The 18,007-nt window shown below is 72.5% G+C and carries 19 protein-coding genes; 8 read left to right on the top strand and 11 right to left on the bottom strand.

Annotated features, from left to right (window positions below; genetic code table 11):
* Positions 1–50 precede the first annotated feature (50 nt).
* Complete coding sequence (locus tag ACZ7MF_RS37315) at positions 51–692, bottom strand: TetR/AcrR family transcriptional regulator (protein ID WP_471482576.1); 642 nt, start codon at positions 690–692, stop codon at positions 51–53.
* 89 nt (positions 693–781) lie between these two features.
* On the opposite strand from ACZ7MF_RS37315, the gene ACZ7MF_RS37310 reads away from it, so the two are divergent.
* The 3 genes from ACZ7MF_RS37310 to ACZ7MF_RS37300 all read left to right on the top strand — a co-directional run bounded on the left by ACZ7MF_RS37310 (position 782) and on the right by ACZ7MF_RS37300 (position 3,037).
* On the top strand, positions 782–1,933 hold the full coding sequence (locus ACZ7MF_RS37310; protein WP_471482575.1) for an acyl-CoA dehydrogenase family protein: 1,152 nt from the start codon (positions 782–784) through the stop codon (positions 1,931–1,933).
* A 75-nt stretch (positions 1,934–2,008) separates the two neighbouring features.
* Positions 2,009–2,335 (top strand): YiaA/YiaB family inner membrane protein, encoded by a 327-nt coding sequence (locus tag ACZ7MF_RS37305; RefSeq protein ID WP_471482574.1) that lies wholly within the window; start codon positions 2,009–2,011, stop codon positions 2,333–2,335.
* A 60-nt stretch (positions 2,336–2,395) separates the two neighbouring features.
* Positions 2,396–3,037, top strand: a complete 642-nt coding sequence (locus ACZ7MF_RS37300) for a TetR family transcriptional regulator (RefSeq protein WP_471482573.1) — start codon at positions 2,396–2,398, stop codon at positions 3,035–3,037.
* Here ACZ7MF_RS37300 and ACZ7MF_RS37295 read toward each other — a convergent pair.
* Positions 3,028–3,489, bottom strand: coding sequence for a MaoC family dehydratase (locus ACZ7MF_RS37295; protein WP_471482572.1), 462 nt, complete (start codon positions 3,487–3,489; stop codon positions 3,028–3,030). The two genes, ACZ7MF_RS37300 and ACZ7MF_RS37295, sit on opposite strands and share 10 nt — an antisense overlap.
* Before the next feature lie 138 nt (positions 3,490–3,627).
* On the opposite strand from ACZ7MF_RS37295, the gene soxR reads away from it, so the two are divergent.
* Entirely contained in the window at positions 3,628–4,155 is a 528-nt protein-coding gene (soxR, locus tag ACZ7MF_RS37290; RefSeq protein ID WP_471482571.1) for a redox-sensitive transcriptional activator SoxR, read from the top strand.
* Between the two features lie 149 nt (positions 4,156–4,304).
* Here the strand turns inward: soxR and ACZ7MF_RS37285 are convergent, their stop codons facing one another.
* Entirely contained in the window at positions 4,305–5,045 is a 741-nt protein-coding gene (locus tag ACZ7MF_RS37285) for a 3-keto-5-aminohexanoate cleavage protein (protein WP_471482570.1), read from the bottom strand.
* A gap of 97 nt (positions 5,046–5,142) precedes the next feature.
* Positions 5,143–5,745, bottom strand: a complete 603-nt coding sequence (locus tag ACZ7MF_RS37280) for a hypothetical protein (RefSeq protein ID WP_356865417.1) — start codon at positions 5,743–5,745, stop codon at positions 5,143–5,145.
* Positions 5,746–5,967: 222 nt separating this feature from the next.
* On the opposite strand from ACZ7MF_RS37280, the gene ACZ7MF_RS37275 reads away from it, so the two are divergent.
* Complete coding sequence (locus tag ACZ7MF_RS37275; protein ID WP_471482569.1) at positions 5,968–8,775, top strand: penicillin acylase family protein; 2,808 nt, start codon at positions 5,968–5,970, stop codon at positions 8,773–8,775.
* Between the two features lie 16 nt (positions 8,776–8,791).
* Here the strand turns inward: ACZ7MF_RS37275 and ACZ7MF_RS37270 are convergent, their stop codons facing one another.
* Positions 8,792–10,057 (bottom strand): exo-beta-N-acetylmuramidase NamZ family protein, encoded by a 1,266-nt coding sequence (locus ACZ7MF_RS37270; RefSeq protein WP_471482568.1) that lies wholly within the window; start codon positions 10,055–10,057, stop codon positions 8,792–8,794.
* A 172-nt stretch (positions 10,058–10,229) separates the two neighbouring features.
* On the opposite strand from ACZ7MF_RS37270, the gene ACZ7MF_RS37265 reads away from it, so the two are divergent.
* On the top strand, positions 10,230–11,000 hold the full coding sequence (locus ACZ7MF_RS37265; RefSeq protein ID WP_471482567.1) for an SDR family oxidoreductase: 771 nt from the start codon (positions 10,230–10,232) through the stop codon (positions 10,998–11,000).
* A gap of 179 nt (positions 11,001–11,179) precedes the next feature.
* Positions 11,180–11,773, top strand: a complete 594-nt coding sequence (locus ACZ7MF_RS37260; RefSeq protein WP_102930292.1) for a TetR/AcrR family transcriptional regulator — start codon at positions 11,180–11,182, stop codon at positions 11,771–11,773.
* Between the two features lie 10 nt (positions 11,774–11,783).
* Here ACZ7MF_RS37260 and ACZ7MF_RS37255 read toward each other — a convergent pair whose 3' ends face one another.
* From ACZ7MF_RS37255 to ACZ7MF_RS37230, 6 genes are all read right to left on the bottom strand, one after another.
* Positions 11,784–12,998 (bottom strand): acyl-CoA dehydrogenase family protein, encoded by a 1,215-nt coding sequence (locus ACZ7MF_RS37255; protein WP_471482566.1) that lies wholly within the window; start codon positions 12,996–12,998, stop codon positions 11,784–11,786.
* A 5-nt stretch (positions 12,999–13,003) separates the two neighbouring features.
* Positions 13,004–14,029, bottom strand: coding sequence for a phosphotransferase family protein (locus ACZ7MF_RS37250; RefSeq protein ID WP_471482565.1), 1,026 nt, complete (start codon positions 14,027–14,029; stop codon positions 13,004–13,006).
* Positions 14,030–14,163: 134 nt separating this feature from the next.
* Positions 14,164–14,493, bottom strand: a complete 330-nt coding sequence (locus tag ACZ7MF_RS37245; protein ID WP_471482564.1) for a DUF202 domain-containing protein — start codon at positions 14,491–14,493, stop codon at positions 14,164–14,166.
* A gap of 2 nt (positions 14,494–14,495) precedes the next feature.
* Positions 14,496–14,888, bottom strand: coding sequence for a YidH family protein (locus ACZ7MF_RS37240; RefSeq protein WP_361016021.1), 393 nt, complete (start codon positions 14,886–14,888; stop codon positions 14,496–14,498).
* A gap of 388 nt (positions 14,889–15,276) precedes the next feature.
* On the bottom strand, positions 15,277–15,810 hold the full coding sequence (locus ACZ7MF_RS37235; protein ID WP_471482563.1) for an NUDIX hydrolase: 534 nt from the start codon (positions 15,808–15,810) through the stop codon (positions 15,277–15,279).
* A gap of 31 nt (positions 15,811–15,841) precedes the next feature.
* Complete coding sequence (locus ACZ7MF_RS37230) at positions 15,842–16,735, bottom strand: DMT family transporter (RefSeq protein WP_471482650.1); 894 nt, start codon at positions 16,733–16,735, stop codon at positions 15,842–15,844.
* 308 nt (positions 16,736–17,043) lie between these two features.
* Here ACZ7MF_RS37230 and ACZ7MF_RS37225 point away from each other — a divergent pair, with 308 nt between their 5' ends.
* Entirely contained in the window at positions 17,044–17,994 is a 951-nt protein-coding gene (locus ACZ7MF_RS37225) for a hypothetical protein (RefSeq protein WP_471482562.1), read from the top strand.
* Positions 17,995–18,007: the final 13 nt, after the last annotated feature.

Genomic DNA, 18,007 nt, shown 5'->3' with positions numbered 1-18,007 from the left:
CCACGCACGGTTCGGCGGGCGCCGAAGTGTCCGGGGAGCCCGCGGCGGCCTCAGACGCCCTGCCCGACCTGCGCGTACTGCTGCGCCAGCCCGTCCAGGAGTGCCGTCAGACCGGTCTCGAAGGCGCGCTCGTCGATCTTCTCCTGCTGCTCGGCCAGGAGGTGGGCCTGCTGGAGGTGCGGGTAGTCGGCGGGATCGTAGGCGCCGGCGTCGTCCACGAAGCCGCCGGCGAAGGAGCCGAGCGCCGAGCCCATGATGAAGTAGCGCATCAGCGCGCCGATGGAGGTGGCCTGGGCCGGGGGCCAGCCCGCGCGGACCATCGCGCCGTAGACGGCGTCCGCGAGGTGCAGCGCGGCCGGGCGGCGGCCCGGGCCGTGGGCCAGCACCGGGACGATGTTGGGGTGGTCGCGCAGCGCCGTCCGGTAGGACACGGCCCAGTCGTGCAGCGCGGTCCGCCACTCCCGGCCGTCCTCGAACATCGACAGGTCCACCTGCGCGCTGACCGAGTCGGCGACGGCCTCCAGGATCTCGTCCTTGGTGCGGAAGTGGTTGTAGAGCGAGGGGCCGCTGACCCCCAGTTCCGAGGCCAGCCGGCGCGTGGAGACGGCCGCGAGGCCCTCCGCGTCCACCAGCGCGCGGGCCGTCTGGACGATCCGGTCGGTGCTGAGCAGGGGCTTGCGCGGTCGGGCCATGGCGCACATAGTAGGGCTGCGAGCTGAAACTAGCAGTGCTAATTTAAATGTACGGCTTTCAAGATTTCTTTCCTGTGGGGTGACTCGGCATGAACCTGGAGCTCAGCGAGGAGCAGACCGCCGTACGGCAGCTCGCCCGGGACTTCGTGGAGCGGGAGATCGCCCCCCATGTCGTCGAGTGGGACCGTGCCGAGGAGGTGGACCGCCCCCTGGTGAAGAAGCTGGGCGAGGTCGGCTTCCTCGGCCTCACGATCGACGAGGAGTACGGCGGCAGCGGCGGCGACCACCTCGCGTACTGCCTGGTCACGGAGGAGCTGGGGCGCGGCGACAGCTCCGTGCGCGGGATCGTCTCCGTCTCCCTCGGCCTGGTCGCCAAGACCGTCGCGGCCTGGGGGAGCGAGGAGCAGAGGCGGCGCTGGCTGCCGGGGCTCACCTCCGGCGAGTACGTCGGCTGCTTCGGCCTCACCGAGCCCGGTACGGGGTCGGACGCCGGGAACCTCACCACCCGCGCGGTCCGGGACGGCGACGACTATGTCGTGAACGGCACCAAGATGTTCATCACCAACGGCACCTGGGCCGACGTCGTCCTGCTCTTCGCCCGCTCCACCGACGCCCCCGGCCACCAGGGCGTCTCCGCCTTCCTCGTGCCCACCGACACACCCGGCCTGACCCGCCGCACCATCCACGGCAAGCTCGGGCTGCGCGGCCAGGCCACCGCCGAACTGGTCCTGGAGGACGTCCGCGTCCCCGCCTCCGCGATGCTCGCGCCCGAGGGCAAGGGCTTCTCGGTGGCCATGTCGGCCCTCGCCAAGGGGCGGATGTCGGTCGCCGCCGGCTGCGTCGGCATAGCCCAGGCCGCGCTGGACGCGGCCGTGCGGTACGCGGGCGAGCGGGAGCAGTTCGGGAAGACCATCGCCCACCACCAGCTCGTACAGGAGCTGATCAGCGACATCGCCCTCGACGTGGACGCGGCCCGGCTGCTGACCTGGCGGGTCGCCGACCTGGTCGACCGCGGGCAGCCCTTCGCCGTCGAGTCCTCCAAGGCCAAGCTCTTCGCCTCGGAGGCCGCCGTGCGCGCCGCCAACAACGCCCTCCAGGTCTTCGGCGGCTACGGCTACATCGACGAGTACCCGGCCGGCAAACTGCTGCGCGACGCCCGCGTGATGACCCTCTACGAGGGCACCAGCCAGATCCAGAAGCTGGTCATCGGGCGTGCGCTGACCGGGGTTTCGGCATTCTGACCACCGGGCTCTGAGTACGCGAACTGAGTACGACGGCGGATGTGGTGCGGGCCACATCCGCCGACTCTTGTCCCCATGAGCGACACACCGGTCAAGCAGCAGAACACGGCGGCCTTCTACGGGCAGGCCGTCGCCTCGTTCGCGGTGGCCATGGCCGCCACCGCCATCGGCATCTACCAGCTCCAGGCCGACGCCTGGGTGCGCGCCTTCCTCGCGATCGCCGTCCTGTACCTCGTCACCTCGGCCTTCACCCTGGCCAAGATCATCCGGGACCGCCAGGAGGTCGGCCAGATAGTGAGCCGGGTGGACCAGGCGCGGCTGGACAAGATCCTGGTCGAGCACGACCCCTTCCGGGAGTCCGGCGGCGCCCCCGCCGGACAGCGCCCCCAGGGCCTGCACTAAGCGCCCGCTCACCTTCGGCGGTATGGTGGTGCTCCTGTCACCGAGAGGGGCGAACAAGCGATGAGTACGGCGGCCGAGACGACGGGCGGCGACATCGAGCCGTGGGAAGAGGTCACGCCCGACGCGGCCCGGCGGCTCCTGGTCGCCGCCGTGGAGGCGTTCGCCGAACGCGGGTACCACGCGACCACGACCCGCGACATCGCCGGACGGGCCGGCATGAGCCCGGCCGCGCTCTACATTCACTACAAGACCAAGGAAGAGCTGCTCCACCGGATCAGCCGCATCGGTCACACCCGGGCGGTGGCCATCCTGCGCTCGGCGGCCCAGGGCGAGGGCAGTGCGACCGAACGGCTCGCCGACGCCGTGAGCTCCTTCGTCCGCTGGCACGCCGGGCGGCGCACGACCGCGCGGGTCGTGCAGTACGAGCTGGACGCCCTCGGCCCCGAGGCCCGGGAGGAGATCCTCACGCTCCGCCGGCAGTGCGATGCCGCGGTGCGCGGCATCATCGACGACGGCGTGGCGACGGGCGAGTTCGACGTGCCGGACGTCAAGGGCACGACGCTGGCCGTGCTGTCGCTCTGCATCGACGTGGCCCGCTGGTTCAACGTGAACGGCCCCCGCACGCCCGACGAGGTCGGCGCGCTCTACGCCGACCTCGTGCTGCGCATGGTGGGTGCCGAACCGCCGGCGGCTCAGAGGTAGTAGCGCGAGACCGACTCGGCGACGCACACCGGCTTGTCGCCGCCCTCGCGCTCCACGGTGAAGGCGACGCTCACCTGGATGCCGCCCTTGACGTCCTCGACCCCGGTGATCGTCGCCGTGGCGCGCAGCCGCGAGCCGACCGGGACGGGGGAGGGGAAGCGGACCTTGTTGGTGCCGTAGTTGACGCCCATCTTCACGCCGTCGACCCGGATCAGCTGCGGTCCGAAGAGCGGGAGCAGCGACAGGGTGAGATAGCCGTGCGCGATGGTGCCGCCGAACGGGCCCGCGGCGGCCTTCTCCGGATCCACGTGGATCCACTGGTGGTCGCCGGTCGCCTCGGCGAACAGGTCGATCCGCTTCTGGTCGACCTCCAGCCAGTCGGTGTACCCCAACTGCTCGCCCACCGCCGCCTTCACCTCGTCGGCGGACGCGAAGATCCTCGGCTCTGCCATGTTCCGGCCTCTCTGCTCGCTCGCCCGCTCGCCCTGTGCGCTCGACTCTAAGCGACTGCTTAGCATGGTCCCCCGGGACGCCCCTGTCAACGGACCGGACCGGTCCGCGAGGCCGATCGGGTCGGTAGGGTTCGAGGGGTGCCCCAGATTCCAGAGAAGATCCAAGAGCTCACGGTCGGCCAGCTCGCCGCACGCAGCGGTGCCGCGGTCTCCGCCCTGCACTTCTACGAGTCCAAGGGTCTGATCAGCAGTCGCCGCACCTCGGGCAACCAGCGCCGCTTCAGCCGTGACGCGCTGCGCCGGGTCGCCTTCGTCCGTGCGGCCCAGCGGGTCGGCATACCGCTGGCCACGATCCGCGAGGCGCTCGCCGAGCTGCCGGAGGGGCGCACGCCCACCGAGGGCGACTGGGCCCGGCTCTCCGAGTCCTGGCGTTCCGAGCTGGACGAGCGCATCAAGCAGCTCAGCCGGCTGCGCGACCACCTCACCGACTGCATCGGCTGCGGCTGCCTGTCCCTGGAAACCTGCGTCCTGTCCAACCCCGACGACGCCTTCGGCGAACGCAGTGCCGGCTCCCGCCTGCTCGTGGAACGCCGCGGCCCCACCGCCAGGGGCGGCCGAGCGCCGAGCCGCGCCCCGGAACCGGAAATGCCCTGCTGCGGCGACTGACCGCGCGGTGACCCGGGCCCGGTTGTCGGCCGTGGCTCCGGAGCGCCGCGGCTCCACCGCCAGGGGCGGCCGCGGGTCGAGCCGCGCCCGGGGACCGGAAGTGCCGTGCTGCGGCGACTGACCGCGCGGTGACCCGGGCCGCCCGGTCGTCAGTCGTCGCCGCCCCGGCGTGCGGCGGCCCACTGCCTCGTCCCCGCGGTCACCAGCTCGGCGTTGGAGGCGGCGCGGACGCCGTCGGGCAGGCGCAGGGTGTCCTCCAGACCGATCCGGGTCGCCAGCCCCAGCCGGCCGGCCAGGCGCAGCACCGGCCAGGCGCCGCCCTCCTCGCCGTGCAGCAGGACGGGGCGGCCGTGGGCCGTGCCGAGGCGGGCCAGCAGGGCGTGCGCGGACTCCCGCGCGGTCGCCGGGTCGGTGTCCGTCACCTCCGCCAGCACCCGCAGGACCTTCGGCCCGAGCGGTGAGCGCAGGAACAAGGCCGCCCCGTCCGTGCCGGACCAGACGCCCGCCTCCACCGCGACCCCTCGTGCGATCAGCGCGGCGGCGACCTCCTCGGCGCCCGGCTCGTGCCAGTTGACCGAGGCGTGGTCGGGCAGCACCGTCCAGCTCCGTATCCGCGCCACCCGGGCCGCGGGGTCCGGTTCGGCCCAGGCACCCGTCGTGACGCCGACCGGCACCGACGCCGGGACCCGCGCCCTGATCGCCTCCAGCGTCGCCGCGAGCACGCGCGGGGACAGCGTGTCCCGCCCGCACGGTGTCTTCGGGTGGACGTGGACGTCGGTGGCTCCGGCGGCGACCGCTTCGGCCACCGAGTCGGCGACCGCCTCCGGCGACAGCGGCACCACGGCACCGTCGGCGCTTCCCCGCGCGCCGTTCACACAAAGCTGCACCATTGCCCCATCGTGCCGGGCGCCACTGACAACGCCCGCCGCGGCCCGGTCCGTACCGGCCACCGGGAGTGCGGCATCCCCGGCGCACTCCCGCGGTCGGCTACGCGGACATCAGCAGCCTTCCCCGCCGGGCGTCCGCGCGCGCGTCGGGAGTGAGGACGGGGCGCGGCACGAGGATCCCGCAGTCCGTGCAGACGGGACCCGTCGAGGGTTCGTGGTCAAGGTCGTACTTCCAGACGAGGCGCTCCCCGTCGCACACCGGGCACACGTCGCCCGGCTCACGCTCCAGCGCGGAGATCAGCCGGCGCAGCACCTCCGCCAGCGGTCCGTCGGGATGGACCCGGGGGTCGTCGCACCAGGCCACCCCGAACCCGCCCCAGGTCAGCCGGTGCCAGTCGTCCACGCTGCCCGGCCTGCGCAGCCCGTCGTGCTTCTCCTTCCTGCGCCGCTCGGCGAAGGCGACCTCGTAGGCCAGCCACACCGAACGCGCCTCCTCCAGCTCCTCCAGTGCGGCCACGAGCCGCGCTGGGTCGGGGGAGCGGTCCTCGGGACCGAATCCGGCCCGGGAGCAGAGATGGTCCCAGGTCGCCCTGTGCCCATAAGGGGCAAAACGCTCAAGGCACTTGCGCAGCGAATAGCGCCGCAGCGCCAGGTCGCACCGTGGATCGCGGACCTGTCTCGCCAGACTTCGGAAACCGGCCATCGCCCTGCACCTCCGTCACACCTGCACCTGTACTCGGGTCACTTCGGCGTCGTCGTACGGACGTCGCCGAATAGACGTATCGACAAGCGATTCGGCTCCATCCGATTTCCGATGCCCCCCATAAGCCGATCCACCCGCTCCCAAAAAGTGACGCATGTTCACCTTCCCACTCGGGGATACCGGCGGTAACGTCCCGCCACACCCCCGTCGGGAGGAGCTGCCATGCCACGGCGCACCCCACGCAACGCCCTCGACAGACTGAGAACTCCCCGCGGCTTCCACGGGTTCCTGAAGACCGCATCCGTATGCGCCCTCGTTGCCGGACTTTTGTCACCGCTTTCCCCGGCGATGGCCGCCGGGAACGCGACCGCCGAGGTCACGGCCGCCGAAGCGGCCCCCAACGACCACTGCGGCGGCCAGTGTTCCGACATCCTGCCGCCCGGCCAGAACGGCAACGCCACCCTGGCCCAGATCCTCCTCAACCAGGCGTTCGGCACCCAGCCCGCGCACGCCGAGGACCAGCTCGGCCCCTACGCGAACCTCGCCACCGGCTACCAGGGCCTCACCAACGACAAGATCAACACCTTCTTCAACGACGCGTCCTTCGGCGTCCCCGACGGCCAAGTCGCCTCCACCGTCCGGCCCGCCGGACGCGACGACGTGACCATCGTCCGCGACAAGAAGACCGGTGTGCCGCACATCACCGGCACCACCCGGTACGGCACCGAGTTCGGCGCGGGCTATGCCGCGGGCCAGGACCGGCTGTGGCTCATGGACCTCTTCCGGCACGTCGGACGCGGCCAGTTGACCCCCTTCGCCGGCGGTGCCCCCGCCAACCAGGGCCTGGAGCAGCAGTTCTGGCGCAGCGCCCCCTACACCGAGGACGACCTGGAGGCGCAGATCGAGAGCGCCGCCACCAAGGCCGGTGAGCGCGGCGAGCTGGCCCTGGCCGACGTGGACGCCTACGTCGCCGGTGTCAACGCCTACATCGACGCCTCCGACAAGGGCCGCTACTTCCCCGGCGAGTACGTCCTGACCGGCCACAAGGACGCCATCACCAACGCCGGCACCATCGAGCACTTCAAGCGCTCCGACCTGATCGCGCTGGCCTCCGTCATCGGCTCCCTCTTCGGAGCCGGAGGCGGCGGCGAGGTCAACAACGCGCTCTCCCTCCTCGCCGCCCAGGAGAAGTACGGCGTCGCCGAGGGCACGAAGGTCTGGGAGTCCTTCCGCCAGCGCAACGACCCCGAGGCCGTCCTCACCCAGCAGGACGGCAGCTTCCCCTACCTGCCCACCCCGGACGACCCGCAGGGCCGCGCCCTGCCCGACGCCGGGTCGGTCGAGGCGGAACCGCTGGTGTACGACCGTACGGGCAGCGCGGGTGCGGCGAGCGCGACCGGTGCCTCCGCCGAGGCGGCGGACACGGCCGTGACCTCGGCACGGCGCGGTATGTCCAACGCCCTCGTCGTCAGCGGCGAGCACACGGCCGGCGGCCACCCCGTCGCCGTCTTCGGACCCCAGACCGGCTACTTCGCGCCGCAACTGCTCATGCTCCAGGAGATCCAGGGCCCCGGCATCAGCGCCCGCGGCGCCTCCTTCGCGGGCCTGAGCATGTACGTCGAACTCGGCCGGGGCCAGGACTACGCCTGGAGCGCGACCACCTCCGGCCAGGACATCATCGACACCTACGCGGTCGAGCTGTGCCAGGACGACCACCACTACCTCTACCGCGGCACCTGCACGCCCATGGAGAAGGTCGAGCGGCACAACGCCTGGAAACCGACCGTCGCCGACTCCACCGCCGCAGGCTCCTACACGATGCGCGTCTGGCGCACCAAGTACGGCCCCGTCGAGTCCCGCGCCACGGTCGGCGGCAAGAAGATCGCCTACACCACCCTGCGCTCCTCCTACCTCCACGAGGCCGACTCCATCATCGGCTTCCAGATGCTGAACGACCCGGACTACCTCAACAGCCCGGAGCGCTTCCAGAGCGCCGTCCAGCACATCAACTACACCTTCAACTGGTTCTACGCCGACTCCGAGCACACCGCGTACTACAACAGCGGCGACAACCCGGTGCGCGCGAACGACGTCGACGCGGAGTTCCCGGTCTGGGCCCGGCAGGCGTACGAGTGGCAGAGCTGGGACCCGGCCGACAACACCGCCCGGTACACCGGAGCCTCCGCCCACCCGCAGTCGGTCGACCAGGACTACTACATCTCCTGGAACAACAAGCAGGCCAAGGACTACCCGGCCGCCTCCTGGGGCAACGGCTCCGTCCACCGCGGCAACCTCCTCGACGACCGGGTGAAGAAGCTGGTCGCCGAAGGCGGCGTCACCCGCACCGCGCTGGTCAAGGCCATGGCCGAGGCGGCCCTCGCCGACCTGCGGGCCGAGGACGTCGTGCCCGACCTGCTGAAGGTGGTCGAGTCCGCGCCGGTGACCGACCCGGCCGCCAAGGAGGCGGTGGCAGGGCTCAAGGCGTGGCTGTCCGCGGGCGGGCTGCGCACGGAGACCTCGGCGGGCGCCAAGAAGTACGCCCACGCCGACGCGATCCGCACCCTGGACGCCTGGTGGCCGCTGCTGGTGAAGGCCGAGTTCGAACCCGGCCTGGGCGCCGACCTGTACACCGCCTTCACCCGCAACCTGCCCGTCGACGAGTCCCCGTCCGCCGCCCACGGCCCGACCGGCGCCCACGCCGGCAGCGCCTTCCAGTACGGCTGGTGGAGCTATGTCGACAAGGACATCCGGGCCGTGCTCGGTGAGTCCGTCCAGGGTCCGCTGGCGCGTCCGTACTGCGGCGACGGCGACCTCGCCGCCTGCCGGGGCACCCTGGTCTCGACGCTCAAGGAGGCGGCGGGCCGCACCGCAGCCCAGGTCTACCCGGGTGACGACAACTGTTCCGCCGGGGACCAGTGGTGCGCCGACTCGGTGATCCACCGCACCCTCGGCGGCATCAAGCACGGCGGCATCAGCTGGCAGAACCGGCCGACCTACCAGCAGGTCGTGGAGTTCACGTCCCACCGGTGACCGGCCGGCCCGACGGTCACCTGTAGAGCAGGTACTGGCGGCGTGTCCTGCGGAACGCCGCCAGTTCCCGCTCCCAGCCGTCCACCACCTCGTCGGTGTCCGCGCCCGCGTCGATCATCGTGCGCACCTGCGTGGACCCGGTGAGCTTGTCGATCCAGTTGTCCGACCGCCAGGCGAAGCCGTCCCAGGTCCGCCTGGCGGTCACCAGGAGGGCGATTCCGGTGCGCACCGGGTCGAACGCGGCCCGGTCGTGCACGTGGAGCTGCACGCCCCCGACGGTCTTGCCCTGGAACTTGGAGAAGGTGGGCGCGAAGTACGCCTCCCTGAAGCGCACGCCCGGCAGGCCGACCTCGTTCGCGGCGGCGGCCCAGCCCCCATCGACGCCCTCGGCGCCCAGCAGCTCGAACGGGCGGGTGGTGCCGCGGCCTTCGGAGAGGTTCGTGCCCTCGAAGAGGCAGGTCCCCGAGTACACCAGCGCGCACTCCGGCGTGGGCATGTTCGGGCTCGGCGGCACCCAGGGCAGCCCGGAGACGTCGTAGAACTCCGAGCGCTTCCAGCCCGTCATCGTCACCGTCTCCAGCGGCACCGGCGACGGCAGGAACTCGCCGTTGAAGAGCAGCGCCAGCTCGGCGACCGTCATGCCGTGCGCCTGTGCGATCGGCTGCCGGCCGACGAAGGTCGCGAACTCCTTGTGCAGGACCGGGCCGAGGGCCGCCCGCCCGGTCACCGGGTTCGGCCGGTCCAGGACCACGAACCGCTTCCCCGCGAGCCCGGCCGCCTCCATGCAGTCGAACAGCGTCCAGATGTACGTGTAGAAGCGCGCGCCCACGTCCTGGATGTCGAAGACGACGGTGTCCACGCCGGAGGCCGTGAACACGTCCGCGAGCGGCTGCCCGCTCTTCAGGTACGTGTCGTAGACCGGCAGCCCGGTGGCGGGGTCGTCGTAGCGGCCCTCGGAGCCGCCCGCCTGCGCCGTACCGCGGAAGCCGTGCTCGGGGCCGAAGACGGCGGTCAGGTTCACCCGGTCGTCGGCGTGCATGACGTCGACGATGTGACGCACGTCCCGGGTGATGCCGGTCGGGTTGGTGACGACGCCGACCTTCTGCCCGTCGAGCCGGGCGTAGCCGTCGTCGGCGAGGCGCTCGAAGCCGGTGCGCAGTCGGCGGCCCCCGCCGCCGTGGACTGCGGGTGCCGCGTGAGCCGTGCCCGCCGCGGTGGCGGCGGCGGTGCCGGCCGCCACCGCGGCCGTCGTGGCGAGCAGGTTCCGTCTGGACAGCGTCATGCGGTGACCTCCGTGATCGCGGCGGGTGTCATGCGCACGCACGCTAACCCGCACCCCGGGGCGCGGGGAATGGAGTAGACCGCGGTTCGCCTCTTCCGTACGACATACCGACTGGTTAGTCTGGCGCTGCAACGGTGAGCGAGCCGTGCCCGAGCCGTGTCGGAGGAGACCGATGGTGGAAGCCGTGCAGGACGCCGGAGTCGTCGTCACCGGGGCGGGAGGCGGCATCGGGGCCGCGCTGGCCCGCCGCTTCGCCGCCGAGGGAGCCAGGGTCGTCGTCAACGACCTGGACGCCGCCCGGGCGAAGGACGTCGCCGACGAGATCGGCGGCATCGCGGTCCCCGGCGACGCCTCGGCGATCGTCACCGAGGCCCGCGCGGCACTCGGCGGCACGGTCGACGTGTACTGCGCCAACGCGGGCGTCGGGTCCGAGGGTTCGCAGGCCGCGGAGGAGGCCGTCTGGGCGCTCGCCTGGGACGTCAACGTCATGGCCCACGTGCGGGCGGCCCACGAGCTGCTCCCTGACTGGCTCGAGCGCGGCAGCGGCCGCTTCGTCTCCACCGTGTCGGCCGCCGGGCTGCTCACCATGATCGGCGCCGCCCCCTACAGCGTGACCAAGCACGGCGCGTACGCCTTCGCCGAGTGGCTGTCCCTGACGTACCGCCACCGCGGGATCAAGGTGCACGCCATCTGTCCCCAAGGGGTGCGCACCGACATGCTGTCCGCCACCGGAAGCGCGGGCGACCTGGTGCTGCGGCCCACCGCGATCGAACCGGCGGACGTCGCGGACGCCCTCTTCCAGGGCATCGAGGAGGACCGTTTCCTGATCCTGCCGCACCCCGAGGTGGCCGGGTACTACCAGGCCCGGGCGGCCGACCCCGACCGCTGGCTGCACGGCATGAACCGGCTCCAGCGGCAGTGGGAGGAGACGACGGCCCGGTGACGCCCGCCCGGGTGCACGCCCGGTCCTTGGCCGCCCTGCCCGACACGCCGGGGACGGCAAGTGGGAAGATCCTCCGTCGGGAACCGCGTTCCCGCAGGCATCAGGACGGACACTGAACGCACTGAACGCGCAGAACGGACAGTGCGACGGAAAGCGCAACGGAAAGGCAGGTGACGGCAGTGCCCAGGACCACGGACGGGGACGGCACTCCGGTGCCGCAGCGGCTCCTCGCCGCCGCCACCCGGCTCTTCGCCGAGCAGGGCTACGACCGCACCTCGGTACAGGAGATCGTCGAGGCGGCGGGCGTCACCAAGGGGGCGCTCTACCACTACTTCGGCTCCAAGGACGACCTCCTGCACGAGGTGTACGCGCGCGTGCTGCGCCTCCAGCAGGAACGCCTGGACGCCTTCGCGGACGCCGACGAGCCGGTCGAGAAGCGGGTGCGCGACGCGGCGGCCGACGTCGTCGTCACGACCATCGAGAACCTCGACGACGCGTCGATCTTCTTCCGCTCCATGCACCAGCTCAGCCCGGAGAAGAACAAGCAGGTGCGCGCGGAGCGCCGGCGCTACCACGAGCGCTTCCGCGCGCTGATCGAGGAGGGGCAGCGGACCGGCGTCTTCACCAAGGAGACCCCGGCCGACCTGGTGGTGGACTACCACTTCGGGTCCATCCACCACCTGTCCACCTGGTACCGCCCCGACGGGCCGCTCAGTCCGCAGGAGGTCGCCGACCATCTCGCCGACCTGCTGCTGCGCGCCCTGCGGCCCTGAGGCGCCCGCTTCACAGGTACTTCTTGATCTCCCTGCGGGCCAGCGAGCGCTGGTGCACCTCGTCGGGGCCGTCGGCGATCATCAGCGTCCGCGCCCCCGCGTACAGCTCGGCCAGCGGGAAGTCCTGGCTCACGCCGCCCGCGCCGTGCAGCTGGATCGCCCGGTCGATGATGTCGACCACCGCGCGGGGCGTGGCGATCTTGATGGCCTGGATCTCGGTGTGCGCGCCCCGGTTGCCGACCGTGTCCATCAGCCAGGCCGTCTTCAGCACCAGCAGCCGCAGCTGCTCCACGGTGACCCGGGCGTCCGCGATCCAGTTGTGGACCACGCCCTGCTGGGCCAGCGCCTTGCCGAACGCGTTGCGGGACACCGCGCGGCGGCACATCAGCTCGATCGCCCGCTCGGCCATGCCGATCAGCCGCATGCAGTGGTGGATCCGGCCGGGACCCAGCCGCGCCTGCGCGATGGCGAAGCCGCCGCCCTCCTCGCCGATCAGGTTCGACACCGGCACGCGCGCGTGATCGAAGGTCACCTCGGCGTGGCCGCCGTGGTAGTGGTCCTCGTAGCCGAAGACCTGCATCGCCCGGTTGACGGTCACGCCGGGCGTGTCGCGCGGGACCAGCACCATCGACTGCTGGCGGCGGATGTCCTCGCCGTCGGGGTCGGTCTTGCCCATCACGATGAAGATCTTGCAGTCCGGGTTCATCGCCCCGGAGATGTACCACTTGCGGCCCGTGACGACGTACTCGTCGCCGTCGCGCTCGATGTGCGTGGTGATGTTCGTGGCGTCCGAGGAGGCGACGTCCGGCTCCGTCATCGCGAAGGCGGAGCGGATCTCCCCGGCGAGCAACGGCTCCAGCCACTGCTTCCGCTGCGCCTCGTCGGCGAACTGGGCCAGCACCTCCATGTTCCCGGTGTCCGGCGCCGCGCAGTTCGTCGCGGTCGGCGCCAGCTGCGGGCTGCGGCCGGTGATCTCGGCGAGCGGGGCGTACTGGAGGTTGGTGAGGCCTGCGCCGTGCTCGGCGTCGGGGAGGAACAGGTTCCACAGGCCCTGGCGGCGGGCCTCGGCCTTGAGGTCCTCCACGACCTGCGGGGTGTCCCACGGCGAGGCGAGGAGGGCGCGCTGCTCGTGGGCGGTCTGCTCGGCCGGGTAGACGTACTCGTCCATGAAGGCGAGCAGCCGGGCGCGGAGTTCCTCGGTGTGTGCGTCGTACGCGAAGTCCATGCGGGTCAGCCCTTCTGAAGGGTGGTCAGGCCGTGCTCGATGAAGACGGGGACGAGGTCGCCGATGCGGTCGAAGCCGCGGCCGACCGTCTGGCCCAGCGTGTAGCGGTAGTGGATGCCCTCCAGGATCACGGCGAGCTTGAACCAGGCGAACGCCGTGTACCAGGCGACCGTGGAGACGTCGCGCCCCGAGCGGGCGGCGTACCGCTCGATCAGCTCGGCGGGGGCGGGGTGGCCGGGGGCCTGGGCGGTGGTGGAGACGGGGGAGTCGGGCATGCCGAGCGGGCTGCTGTACATCACCAGCAGCCCGAGGTCGGTCAGCGGGTCGCCCAGTGTGGACATCTCCCAGTCGAGGATCGCCCGGATCTCGTCGCCCTCGCCGCCGATCAGGACGTTGTCGAGGCGGTAGTCGCCGTGTACGACCGTGGGGGCGGGGGAGCGGGGCAGCTCCCGGCCGAGCGTGGCGTGCAGCTCGTCGATGCCGGCCAGGTCGCGGTTGCGGGAGGCGTCGAGCTGCTTGGCCCAGCGGCGGAGCTGGCGGTCCAGGAAGCCCTCGGGGCGGCCGAAGTCCGCGAGGCCCACCTCGGCGGGGTCCACCGCGTGCAGCCCGACCAGCGTGTCGACGAGGTTCAGCACGGCGGCGCGAGTGCGCTCGGGGCCGAGGGGGGCGAGCTGTTCGGCGGTGCGGTACGGGGTGCCGTCCACGAACTCCATCACGTAGAAGGGCGCTCCCAGCACCTCCTCGTCCTCGCACAGGAGTACCGGGCGCGGCACGGGCACGTCGGTCGGGTGCAGGGCGCTGATGACGCGGTGCTCGCGCCGCATGTCGTGCGCGGTGGCCAGGACGTGGCCGAGCGGGGGGCGTCGCACCACCCAGCGGGCGGTGCCGTCGGTGACGGCGTAGGTGAGGTTCGACCGTCCGCCCTCGATCAGCCGGCCGGACAGCGGGCCGGTCACCAGGCCGGGCCGCTCGCGGTCGAGCAGGACGCGCAAGCGGTCGAGATCGAGTCCGGGCGGGTGGTCGGGGCTCATCGGCTCTCCCTGGGACAGGTGAACGGTACCCGACACATGATGCCGACCGGTCGGTATGCCGTCCAGTGGGTGGGCGGAACGTGATCGGTGTTACGGGCGCGGCGTTGTGGGGGCCGGCCGTGGGCCTCGTGCCCTCAGAAGACGAGGAACGCTCCGCAGACGGCCAGGGCGAGCGTGCACAGGGCCGCCGCGGCGGCGTGCGGCGGGGCGAGGGCCCGGGGTCTGTTGGCCGAGGCGAGGGTGCGGATGCGGCCGTGGGCGATCCGGAGGAAGGCCAGCCAGAGGACGCAGCACAGGGAGACGGCGAGTACCGAGAGGGCCGTCGCGTCGCCGTGCAGGGCGGTCTTCGCGGCGAGCACGGCGACGACCGTGCCGGACAGGGTGGTGCGGCGCCAGGCGAGGCGGGTGCGCTCGGGCTGGAGCCCGGGGTCGCGGTCCGGGGGTGCCGCGTCGGCCCCGCTCACGGTCAGCCCTCCCAGCCGACGAGGACCACGACGACCATCACCACGGCGACCACGGCCACGACCAGGCTGAGCAGCGCCGGGAAGCGGGAGACGGGGAGGTCCTCGCCCCGGCGCATGGCGCGTTCGCAGCGCGCCCAGTGGTTCACGGCACGCAGCGAGCACAACACGCCCGCGGCGAGCAGCGCGAGTGCGAGGCCGACCCGCCAGCCCCAGCGCAGGTCGGGCAGGAACTGATCCACCGCGAACCCGCCGCCGATCAGGGCGAGGGCGGTACGCAGCCAGGCCAGGAACGTACGTTCGTTGGCCAGCGAGAACCGGTAGTCGGGGGTGGTTCCCTCCCGCCGTACCTCCGCAGGCACGAACCACAGCCGAACGCTCCGCACGAATCCGATCACCCGGGGACCCTATCCGGCCCCCGCCGTGGGTGCCTGCGGCGCCTGTGCGGGTGCGGTGGGGGTGCGGGTGGCGCGGTGGGTTCGGTGGGTGGGTCGGGGCCGCGCCGGGGGGTGTCCGTCCTCGGAACGGCGCGGAATCGGTCACTTGAAGAGGCTCGGGGCGTTGACGCGCCAACCGCTGCGGGCGGACACCCCCCGACACGACCCCTTCTCGCCGTACGCGGCTCCCCGCCCCAGCTGCCGCAGCTGCGGGCAGTCGTGCCGCTGGGGCGGCACGGGTGGGCGCAGCGGCACCCCGCTACGCCGGGTTGCGTCCCCCTCGCGCCCGCACCCACCCCGGGTGCCGAGTGCGACGCCGGGCCGCGACCCACCCCCGCACTCCCCGGGGTCACCCGACCGACCCCGGCCCACTCGCCCCCCGCCAAGCCCGCAGCCGCGCATACGCCGACAAACCGTCCGGCACGAACTCCCACTCCCCGAGCCGTCCCTCCAGCTCCGCCTCCGGCAGGAACCCGTACCACGCCACCTCCTCCACCTGAGGAGACACCGCCCCCGCCACCCGCACCTCGTACACCGCCGACCACCACGTCCGCCCGGCCCCGCCGTCGTACAGGAACGTGAACAGGAACTCCGGCCGCGGCAGTCCGCTCACCCCCAGTTCCTCCTCCGCCTCCCGCAGCGCCGCGTCGTCGTAGGACTCGCCCGCGCCGACCACCCCGCCGACGAACATGTCGTACAGCGCGGGAAACACCAGCTTCGTCGGCGTGCGGCGGTGGACGAAGACCCGCCCCTCGGGGTCCTGGGCCCACACGAACACGCACCGGTGCCGCAGCCCCTGCGCGTACGCGTCGCCCCGCCGGGCCTGGCCGACGACGCGGTCGTTCTCGTCGACGATGTCGAGGATCTCGTCAGCAGAGCTCATGTGCTTATCCAAGCAGCAGACGCCGTGGGGCTCAGCTCCGCTCCAGCGCCCGTTCGCGCCCGCTCTCGCCCGTGCCCTGCGGCATCGCCGGGTGCAGGCCCAGCAGGACGATGCCCGCCACGACCGCCGCGAGGCCGCCCGCCTGCCAGGCGAGCGCTCCGGCGTCGGTGTGCAGCCGGTCGCCGAGGAAGCCCACCCCGCAGACGATGCCCGCGAGCGGCTGGGCCGCCGTCAGCGCGGGCAGCGACCTGCGCAGGGGCGCCGTCTCGAAGGCGCTCTGGACCAGGACCAGGCCGGTGATCCCGAGCACCACCACGGCGTACGGCTGCCAGCCCGTCAGCAGTTCCGCGAGGCCGCCCGCCGAGAAGCGCCGGCCGCTGACCCGGGTCAGCGCGTCCTGCACGCCGTAGAGCAGGCCGGCGGCCAGGGCCAGCAGGGTCGGGCCCCAGGTCAGCCGGAGGCGGCCGGCGCACAGTGTGAGCAGGAGGGCCAGGCCCAGCATCACGCCGACGATCAGCCAGTGCCGCAGCGGGTCGGTCACCGCGCTGCCCCCGCGCGGCTCGCCCGCCAGGATGAACGCGGTCACCCCGCCCGCGAGCAGCGCCAGACCGGCCCAGCCCTGCCGGCCCAGCGGCTGCCGGGTCTGGACGCGGGAGAGGGCGAGGGCGAAGAGGAGGTTCGTCGCCAGGAGGGGTTCGACGAGGGTCAGTTCGCCGCCGCCCAGCGCGAGCGCGCCCAGCACCAGGCCGGCCACCATCAGGCCCATGCCGGCCAGCCAGCGCGGCACCCGTACGAGGTCGAGCAGGAGGCGGGGCGAGAGGAAGTCGCCCAGCGGGGCGCGCTGGGCCGCGTTCTGCTGGAGGACGAAGCCGAAACCCAGGCAGCATGCGGCGCACACGGCGAGGACCAGGACGAGAACCGACACGCTGCGTACCTCGATCGTCAGTCGGGTCACGGGGGCGTCGGGGACGACTCTAGTGCGGGTGGGCGGCGGGTGCGGGGTGAGTGGCGCATTCGGGGTCGCTGTCGTGGCGGGTGTCCCGGAGTGGCGCCAAGAGGGCGCCTGATCAACAAGTTCCCCTGTTGTCACGCGAGTTGACGCGTGTAACAGGCTGATTCCTCTTGACGTCAAGCATTGGCTGCCGGTTTGCTGTGCGTGATCAGTTCATGGCAATCCGGTCATGGCAGTCCGGCTACGACGACCTACCGCGTCGCGTGAGGAAGTTTCCCGCGGTGTCCCCACCCCCGCCTCCCCTCGGCCGCGGCCGCAAACGCGCGGCCCAGGCCTTCGACGAGGCCCTCGACGACGCCGAACTCGTCGCCGCCCGCGCGGCGTTGGCCCAGGGGCGGTGGCAGTCCGTCCGCTCCCTGCTGGTCCACACGGGTGACGACTGGGACCGCCGGGGCCATCGGGTGGCCGCACTCGCCAAGGAGTCCCACTGCGCCCCCTGGGCCCGCGAGTGGCTGCTCGCCGAGCCCGACTCCGCCGACGCGTCGGTACTCCTCGCTCACGCCCTGGTGCACCGCGCCCTGCGGGGGAAGGAGAAGCCGGACCGGGTCCGCGAGGCGTGCCGGGCCGCTGCCGCGCTCGTGCCGGACGACCCCACGCCCTGGCTCGGGCTCCTCGCGCTGGAACGCTCCCTGGGCGCCGACGAGGACGTCATCCGGGTCTTCGACGAGGTGCGCGGACGGTACGCCGACCACCACCACGCCCACCACCTGATGGTGGCCCGGCTCGCCGAGCGCGGCGGCGACGGCGGCCCCGACCCGCTGCACGAGGTGTACGACTTCGCCAACTGGGCCGCCGAGCAGGCGCCCGCCGACTCCCCGCTGGCCATCCTCCCGGTCGTCGCGCACGCCGAGCGCTACCGCGTGCTGGCCGCGGCCGGCCACGAGTCCCCCGACCCGCGCGCCTCGGGACACTGGGTCGGCCGGCGTGCCCGGCTCGTGATGAAGGCGGCCTTCGACTGGTGGCTGGAGTGGGAGCAGGACGGCCATCCGCGCCGGCTGATCGACCTCAACTTCCTCGCCCACGCCAAGTCCTGCGAGGGCCGCGGCGCCGAGGCCGCCGCCCTGTTCCACCGCATCGGCGACCACGCCACGCCGGCCCCCTGGTCGTACCCGGACCGCGACCCGTTCTCCGCCTTCCGTGCCGCCCGCGCGGGCGCGCTCGGCACGGCCTGACCGCCCCGACGCA

This window comes from Streptomyces sp. NPDC111628 (genome assembly GCF_055635195.1).
Note: the sequence above shows the minus strand (reverse complement) of the source record. Positions and strands in the feature narration are given on the sequence as shown.